Source organism: Bradyrhizobium sp. 17, assembly GCF_023073515.1.
Classification (GTDB): domain Bacteria; phylum Pseudomonadota; class Alphaproteobacteria; order Rhizobiales; family Xanthobacteraceae; genus Bradyrhizobium; species Bradyrhizobium canariense_D.
The window spans coordinates 1-6,682 of record NZ_JADPJQ010000110.1 but is presented as its reverse complement, the minus strand read 5'-3'; the positions used below and the strand labels follow the sequence as shown (position 1 = coordinate 6,682).

Sequence of the window (6,682 nt, the reverse complement as noted above, 5' to 3'; positions counted from 1 at the left end):
GGAAACTATTTTTCGGTGCGGCCTTACTCGCGATCGCATTCGTGGGGTGTTCAACGATTATCTCGGCCGCTCTTTCTGCAGCCCAGGAGCGAAGGCCGCAACATTCTCCGAACGCTTTGCGCCCGCGCTGAAGTCCGCCTCGAGCGGCTAAATGCACTCATAGCCGTTATGAACCTGATCTGGCGGCGCCTTGCTTACATGATACTGGCCGGCATGCGGTCTAAGCTCGTGAGAGCAACGACTAAAACGACCGGTGTGACCGGCGGGTCATTTTTCCACTTTGACAAGATAAATCGACCGCACGATGCGGCGAGCTGACTGAGACGATCATGCGTGATCGCGCGCCGCTTCTCATCAGCCGTTAGTTTCTCGCGTCAGTCAAATCGTGACGAGAACAATAATAATTGCGATTTCAACCAGTAACACCGCTGCTGTCATGGTGGGGACCATAAAAACGTAGCCATGCGGAGGATGATCCGCCTCACCATCGGCCAAGAAACGGCCCCTCACATCTCATGGCGTAAGCAGGGGCGAGATGCGGGAGCCGTTTCTCGGTGGCCAGACGCGTTCGTCCGGCGCCAGGCACTCTCAAATTAATTCTATTTTAAATATCGGTCAACATTTAAATTGGCATTAGATTATTTATTTATTTAAAAATCGCCCTTATCTTTAAAATCGCCAGCTTGCCTTAGAGCGAGCGCATCCGTCGTTCCCCATCCTTTGCTGCCTCGCAAGAGAGCAGGACGTATCCGCGGACAAACGCGTGCCGGCTGCTATCGCGCATGGCACGGATTGGACCGACCGTTACCCATGGATTGCCGCGGCCGCTCTGAAGAACCGCCAGAAGCACTTCGTCGTCGAGGGTGAGGAGGTAGTGCTTGGCGTCGATGACGTTTCCGATTTCAACGCCCTGCACTCTCTGCCAGGCAGCTTCAATTTCCCGTCTCCGTTGGATTTCTTCAAAGATCCGGTGGCTATGGGCAAGCAGATCCTCGCGCAGTTCGAACCGTCGAAGATACTCCCGAAGGCACCGAATCTGCCGATGCCTGACCCTGCCCAATCCTACTGAAGCGGGCCGCGACCTGGACCAGGCTCAATTGCACTTTCAGCACGAGGACGAGAAATTGCTTCCTCGCTTCTAGTCAAGCAAAACGGCCTCGGGACTTAATGGGGCGGTTTCTGGATCCAGGCTCGTTTGTTTTAGGTTACTGACCGCTCGATAAATCCCCGGCTCCATGCCTATGAACTCACTTCGGAGAACGACACGTATGGCGCACGAACTGCAATTTCTCTTTCTCCACGAGATCACGCAGGAGCAGCCCACTGGAGAGGTTCCGAAGCACGATCCAATCTCGCTCCTGATACTCTTTCTTGATCCTCCCAACCGTGTTTGCTGCAAAGTCTTGCGCAACCCCGTTGGCTCCTTCGCTAAGGCCGCCCACATACGCCATGATGAGAACTGTCGGAGCGAAGCCCAGCAGGCACGCGACATCTATTGTTTCTGACCCTGTTGATGCTGTCTTGGTTGCCGTCACCTTGAAGCCAAAGAAAGATAACTGTCTCAGTAGCCAACGCACGTGCCCTGGAGGGCGGCGAGGAGTCCTCGGCTGGGATTTCTGACATTGCAATGCTCGCGCATGAAGCTTCGCATCTCGTGCTGCCGTCCCGTGCAGTCTCGTTCGCTTTACCGCGCAGCGGGGGTCGGCGAGCAAGCATTCGAAATCCATGTGAAGCTTAAACCGAAAGCAGTTCCCGGTCGGCTTACAAATGGAACCAAATTGACCGCCATTAAATGAGAAATTTGATTATGTCATATAATCATGATGACTCCATCGCAAAAACGAAAAATATGTTGGGGGAAAACATGGGAGGTTGAAATGGAAGCTGCCCGCCGCCTTCGTGCAATGGCGCTGCTGTGCCGACAGACTGCCGCACTCCAACCTGAGAGAAGCTGGAAACTGCTTGCGGAGGCAGAGTACTGGGAGCATCTGGCGGCTGCGGCCTTAGCTCATTGAGCTTCGGTGGAGTATTCTTTATCTTTCGCTTTTCGTCGACTTCTTACTTCAAATCATTTTCTGAGGCATGTGATGTCGAGTACGCGTCAGATTTTTTCTAGTGCTGTTCTGAATGAACGGCACCAGGCGCTTCTGGAGGAGCTTAGAGAGGTGGAGAAGCTTCGAAGTAAGCTCCGACATGTAGAAGCAAGAACAAGAAGAAAGCGTACCAAAGCGAGCGGCAGAGCAAGAGCCGTTTAGAGACGGCCGGGACCGCAGTAGCGAGCCTCGGTGACGACGTCGCTGCGACATGTCGGCAACCAGCCAGGCCGGGGTGCCTCACAATGCTCGAACTAACTCGGCGGCGAGACCAGCCGTCGATTCAGGATCGCGCGTTAGCTCCGACCTTCATTCGACGTTGCACTTCGGAACACAGCAACGAGTCGATCGCCTTGCCAAAGCTCAACGTCGTGCTCGTCATGCATTTGCTCGGCTCGGCGTCTCGCCGCCTGCTCGTCAATGCAGTCGAGCTTTGCAGCGCAGATCAGTTGCCGGCTGCCGTCCACCACGAACACCTTGTACCGCATAATGCAGTCCGATCCCAAAGGCGACCGTCATCGTACTCGAATGTCCGTCTAAGGCACGTGCCAAACTAGGTGTGGCGCACGGAATCTTTGTACGTGTGGCAGTTCGACTATACCAGCTCGTGGAATCCATTGATTGCGCGGCGGCTGTACCTCGCATCTAAGCTAACGTAATCTCCACGCATGCCGAAGCGTGCGGCTCGAGCTTAAGAGCGAGAGGCCGCCAAGCGTCATCAGCAGCACACCGAACCAGACCGTCCAGCTGCGCGCTTCGCCGTGCGCCTCTGCAGTGCGCGCGCCCAGCGGCATATCTTGAGGTGCGTCGGCGAGAAGCTGCCCAACGTCGACTTGGCCCGGCGCGGAGTGTTCGGAGGTGATCTGGTTGGGAAGATCGACAATGGGGGCCGCCGACCCGGTGCCGAGATTGGAGGCGGCATCAGCTACTTTCATTTCGGGTACAGGCGGCTGAGATTGCGCGGGCGGTGCAGAGCGCAGCACCTCCGCGCGCGCATCAACGACCGCGCTCCACCTCGTCCCGTTCTCGTCCAAACTGGCGCTGCGGTCTTTGGCCATGCGAGCCCGAATGGGCTTCTTCACCGTCGCGATGCCCTCGGCCAGGAACCAGCATTTGCGGCGACCGTCCATTCGGTAGACCCAATGCTGTCCACCAGTGGTCGAGGTACCGGGACGCGGCACGCATTCGGCTTGCGGCGGAGAGGTTACCGTGGGTTGGGGCGAGGCAGTATTGAAGAACTCGGCAAGAGGGTTGGCAGACGCAGGCGCCGCCGATAAACCCCCGACAAGCACCAAACTGGCGAAGTATAATCGCAAATGACCGGACATCGAAAACTCCCGGGTGCGCCCCACCCCCGCTCGAACCTTAGCGGCGACAACGGCTCCCATGCGGCTTAAATCGGGCGGCGCGATGATTAAATGTACTCTTGGCCACCTGATTAATATGCCGGTCACGAGGCAGCGCGATTCATCGAGCCGTCCGCGCCGCCGTCCGGTCGATCGCCAGCTTTGCGCTCGTCCCCGAGCACGAAAGCGCAACTGGCCGAGGGTGAGTTTGTGGAGGTCACGAGACGTGGCTACCCCGCGCGGCGATTTAAATACTCCGCCACGATATTACCACTGTCGCGCCTTTCTCCCTGCTACCTCTCGTATTAAATGTGGATTGCATGATCAATATTTCACTGAGGGCTTGTCTGCTCCCGGATTCCCGACTTGTCTGCCTGGGCCTTCTGCCCAAGATTAGGGATGGAGCCATGAACACCGCGCATTTCAATTCACTCTCCGTTGACGAGCTCTGGATATTTCACCAAGAGGTCGCCGCCAAACTCACTCAGAAAATGTTGGTGCAAAAAGCACATTTGGAGGAACGGCTCCACAGGATTGGACTGGCCAACGAGGCCACGCGGTTCAATCGCGAGCGCCGTCCATACCCGCCCGTTCGTCCCAAATATCGCAATCCGAAGAACCCGGCGGAGACATGGTCGGGTCGCGGCAGGCTGCCTCGATGGCTGCGGCCGCAGCTTCGAGGCGGCCGAAAATTGGACGATTTCCTAATCGATCGGGCTTCAGCCGAAAAGCGGCAGACAAGTTGAGCGCGCGTTGCGGCATTTTGGGATGGAAATGCTGGCGCCGGCTGTTCCCCCTGGGCTCTGAGCTTCTCACATCATCGTTGAAGCGCGGGTCATAACCATGCTTCGAGGCATGGCCATAGCGAGAGCGCTGGGCTGATGGTCTCGCTGAATCGCTCGGGGGGCCCGCGGCGCAGTGAGGACATCGACGAGAATCTCAAGCACGCGATGGCCGTGTCTAGTTGTCGTGCCCTCTGAAGTGCCGCCTAACCGCATTCCACGCTCGAAGGACTGGAGGGATGAGCACGATGAAAAGAACCCTGATTGCAACCGGCCTCATTGCGCGCTGCAGGAGTGGTGGGTCGTGATCGTCCGAGCGACCGGCCGTCGTGTTAATCGTCACCGGAGATGGAATTCCTGCTCGCCGAGTAGGTGACGGTCTGCGCGAGGGCAGGACAACTACAACGAACGAACGTTCACCAGTAGCCATATTCCCACAATGAGAAGAAAAGTACGCACGAGAACGACCATCGTTGATCTAAATCTGCCGAGCTTACTCCTGCCTCATACCCGGCACGCAACCGGCAACACTGCGTTCGCGGACGGAGCCGCTTCAGCGCAGCCGGCACATTTTCGCATCTCCCCGAGGCCGTTGGGCCCCGAGCGCTTTGCGAGCGTCCAGGATCGCTCGCAGCCTAGTCCGGCGCAACACTCGCGTCTGTGCGCTTTCGAACATTCATGCCCCCTTCAGGTATGCTAGTTCTATGCATCATCCGGCGAGAGCCGGACAGGATGGCTCATCGGCCAAGACGGCCGTCCTCAGCCCGCAATCCCTGAACAGGGGCTGGGTCATGGAGCGTGGCCCAAATATCGCAGCACGAAGAGCGGCGAATTTGGCGGTCCGCATAGAACCAGTATCGAGTTTCGGCAGTTGACTCCGGGTGGATCCGAACCAGCAAACTGATTTGTTCGGGCCAAGGATAAGTTTAAAAGCTAAGCCGGCACATGAAGGACCTCCGACGACGTTTGGAAAAGGTCCGCGCTGACGCCAGAGAGTTTATGCTGATGAGCCAGCAAGCGACGGACATAGAAAAGCGCGAGCTGTTTAAGCGCTTGGCGGATGAACTCGCCTTCGAGGCTCTCGAGCTTGAGCTAATCGTCAAGAAAAACGAGCGAGCTAATCCGTGCGACCAGCACGAGGTCGTGGAGTTTAAGCCGCCCTCTCAGCGAACGCGTGGCTGATGCGGAAGAGGTCAAGCCGGCTAGATCGGCGTGCACAACGGAACTTTGCGCATGGCTCCGCCAGCGAACGCTGCTCCGCCTTCGCCGCATCGCATTGCGGTTGGGAGGGGCCCAATCCGGAAGCGGTGATGTCATTGTACGCCGCCAGCAGTTCATCCATATGGTCCTTCCGTCGATTTCGAAGAACAGCGGGGTTTCAGGCAAGACGCCCAGGCTACGGAACTGATCGACTATTTTTCGGCGAACCTCGATCGCAGCCCACGCGAAAGCTGAAGGTGACCTTGCCCCCAAGTTTTATCCAGTCCTGAGTTCGCCCCGGCTGCTGGATTTGCCCGGTTGGGCGGTGGTAGCGACGGGAGCTGGCGCGGAGCCCTCGGCATAGCGCAGCGCCAGATCCCGTCGCGGATGGCAAGTGAAGGCGAATTCGGACGGCGTCTTCCACCCGAGCTGCGAGTGAGGTAGTCGATCGTTGTAATCGACCCGCCAACATCGAAGAGCAACGCGCGCCTGGGCCAACGACGTGAACAGCGTCTCGTTCAGCAGCTCATCCCGCAGCCGCCCATTGAAGCTTTCGATGAAGCCATTCTGCATGGGTTTGCCCGGTGCGATGTAATGCCATTCGACGCGGGAGCGATCTGCCCATGTCAGAATGGCGTTGCTGGTGAGTTCACTGCCATTGTCGCTGACCACCATCCTCGGCTTGCCACGCTGGATCATCAGCCGGTCCAGTTCCCGCGCCACGCGGGTGCCGGAGAGCGAGGTGTCGGCCACCAGCGCCAGGCATTCGCGGGTGCAATCATCGACAATGGTCAGGATGCGGAAGCGGCGGCCGTCGGTGAGCTGATCCGATACGAAGTCGAGCGACCAGCGGTCGTTGGGGACCATCGGAACCAGCATCGGAGCGCGGGTCCCGATCGCCCGCTTGCGACCACCTCGGCGGCGTACCGCAAGTTTCTCTTCTCGATAGAGCCGGAATAGCTTCTTGTGGTTGATCACGTAGCCTTCCCGCTTGAGCAGGACATGCAAGCGCCGGTAGCCGAAGCGGCGGCGCTCCTGGGCGATCGCCTTCATGCGCTGGCGAAGGCCGGCATCGTCTGCCCGGGTCGTCTGGTATCTCATGGTCGTGCGGCAGTAGCCGATGGCTTTACACGCCCGCCGTTCGCTCATCCCGTGGGCATCCACCAGATGAGCGACAGCTTTCCGCTTCCTCGCGGGCGTCACCACTAGACTGTATGTCCCCTCCATAAAATGAGGCGACTCACCCTCGATGTTGCGACGA

The 6,682-nt window shown here is 58.1% G+C and carries 5 protein-coding genes; 3 read left to right on the top strand and 2 right to left on the bottom strand.

The annotated features are described in order from the left end of the window. Positions 1-763: 763 nt before the first annotated feature. Complete coding sequence (locus IVB13_RS40485; protein ID WP_346731696.1) at positions 764-1,069, top strand: hypothetical protein; 306 nt, start codon at positions 764-766, stop codon at positions 1,067-1,069. A gap of 1,674 nt (positions 1,070-2,743) precedes the next feature. Here the strand turns inward: IVB13_RS40485 and IVB13_RS22605 are convergent. Next, positions 2,744-3,421, bottom strand: a complete 678-nt coding sequence (locus IVB13_RS22605; protein ID WP_247490646.1) for a hypothetical protein — start codon at positions 3,419-3,421, stop codon at positions 2,744-2,746. 425 nt (positions 3,422-3,846) lie between these two features. On the opposite strand from IVB13_RS22605, the gene IVB13_RS22600 reads away from it, so the two are divergent. Both IVB13_RS22600 and IVB13_RS22595 read left to right on the top strand, forming a co-directional pair. Next, positions 3,847-4,185 carry an H-NS histone family protein gene (locus tag IVB13_RS22600; RefSeq protein ID WP_085357172.1) on the top strand — a complete coding sequence of 113 codons (339 nt, stop codon included), beginning with the start codon at positions 3,847-3,849 and terminating at the stop codon, positions 4,183-4,185. Positions 4,186-5,226: 1,041 nt separating this feature from the next. Further along, positions 5,227-5,403 carry a hypothetical protein gene (locus IVB13_RS22595; protein WP_231188768.1) on the top strand — a complete coding sequence of 59 codons (177 nt, stop codon included), beginning with the start codon at positions 5,227-5,229 and terminating at the stop codon, positions 5,401-5,403. Between the two features lie 294 nt (positions 5,404-5,697). Here the strand turns inward: IVB13_RS22595 and IVB13_RS22590 are convergent. Beyond that, positions 5,698-6,682: IS3 family transposase (locus IVB13_RS22590; protein ID WP_247490644.1), on the bottom strand; the 985-nt coding region annotated here is incomplete at its 5' end.

What these genes read in the sequence shown, in the direction of transcription:
- IVB13_RS22600 (WP_085357172.1), top strand. Translation starts at nt 3,847, where the DNA reads ATGAACACCGCGCATTTCAATTCACTCTCCGTTGACGAGCTCTGGATA.
- IVB13_RS22605 (WP_247490646.1), bottom strand. Translation starts at nt 3,421, where the DNA reads ATGTCCGGTCATTTGCGATTATACTTCGCCAGTTTGGTGCTTGTCGGG.
- IVB13_RS22595 (WP_231188768.1), top strand. Translation starts at nt 5,227, where the DNA reads ATGAGCCAGCAAGCGACGGACATAGAAAAGCGCGAGCTGTTTAAGCGC.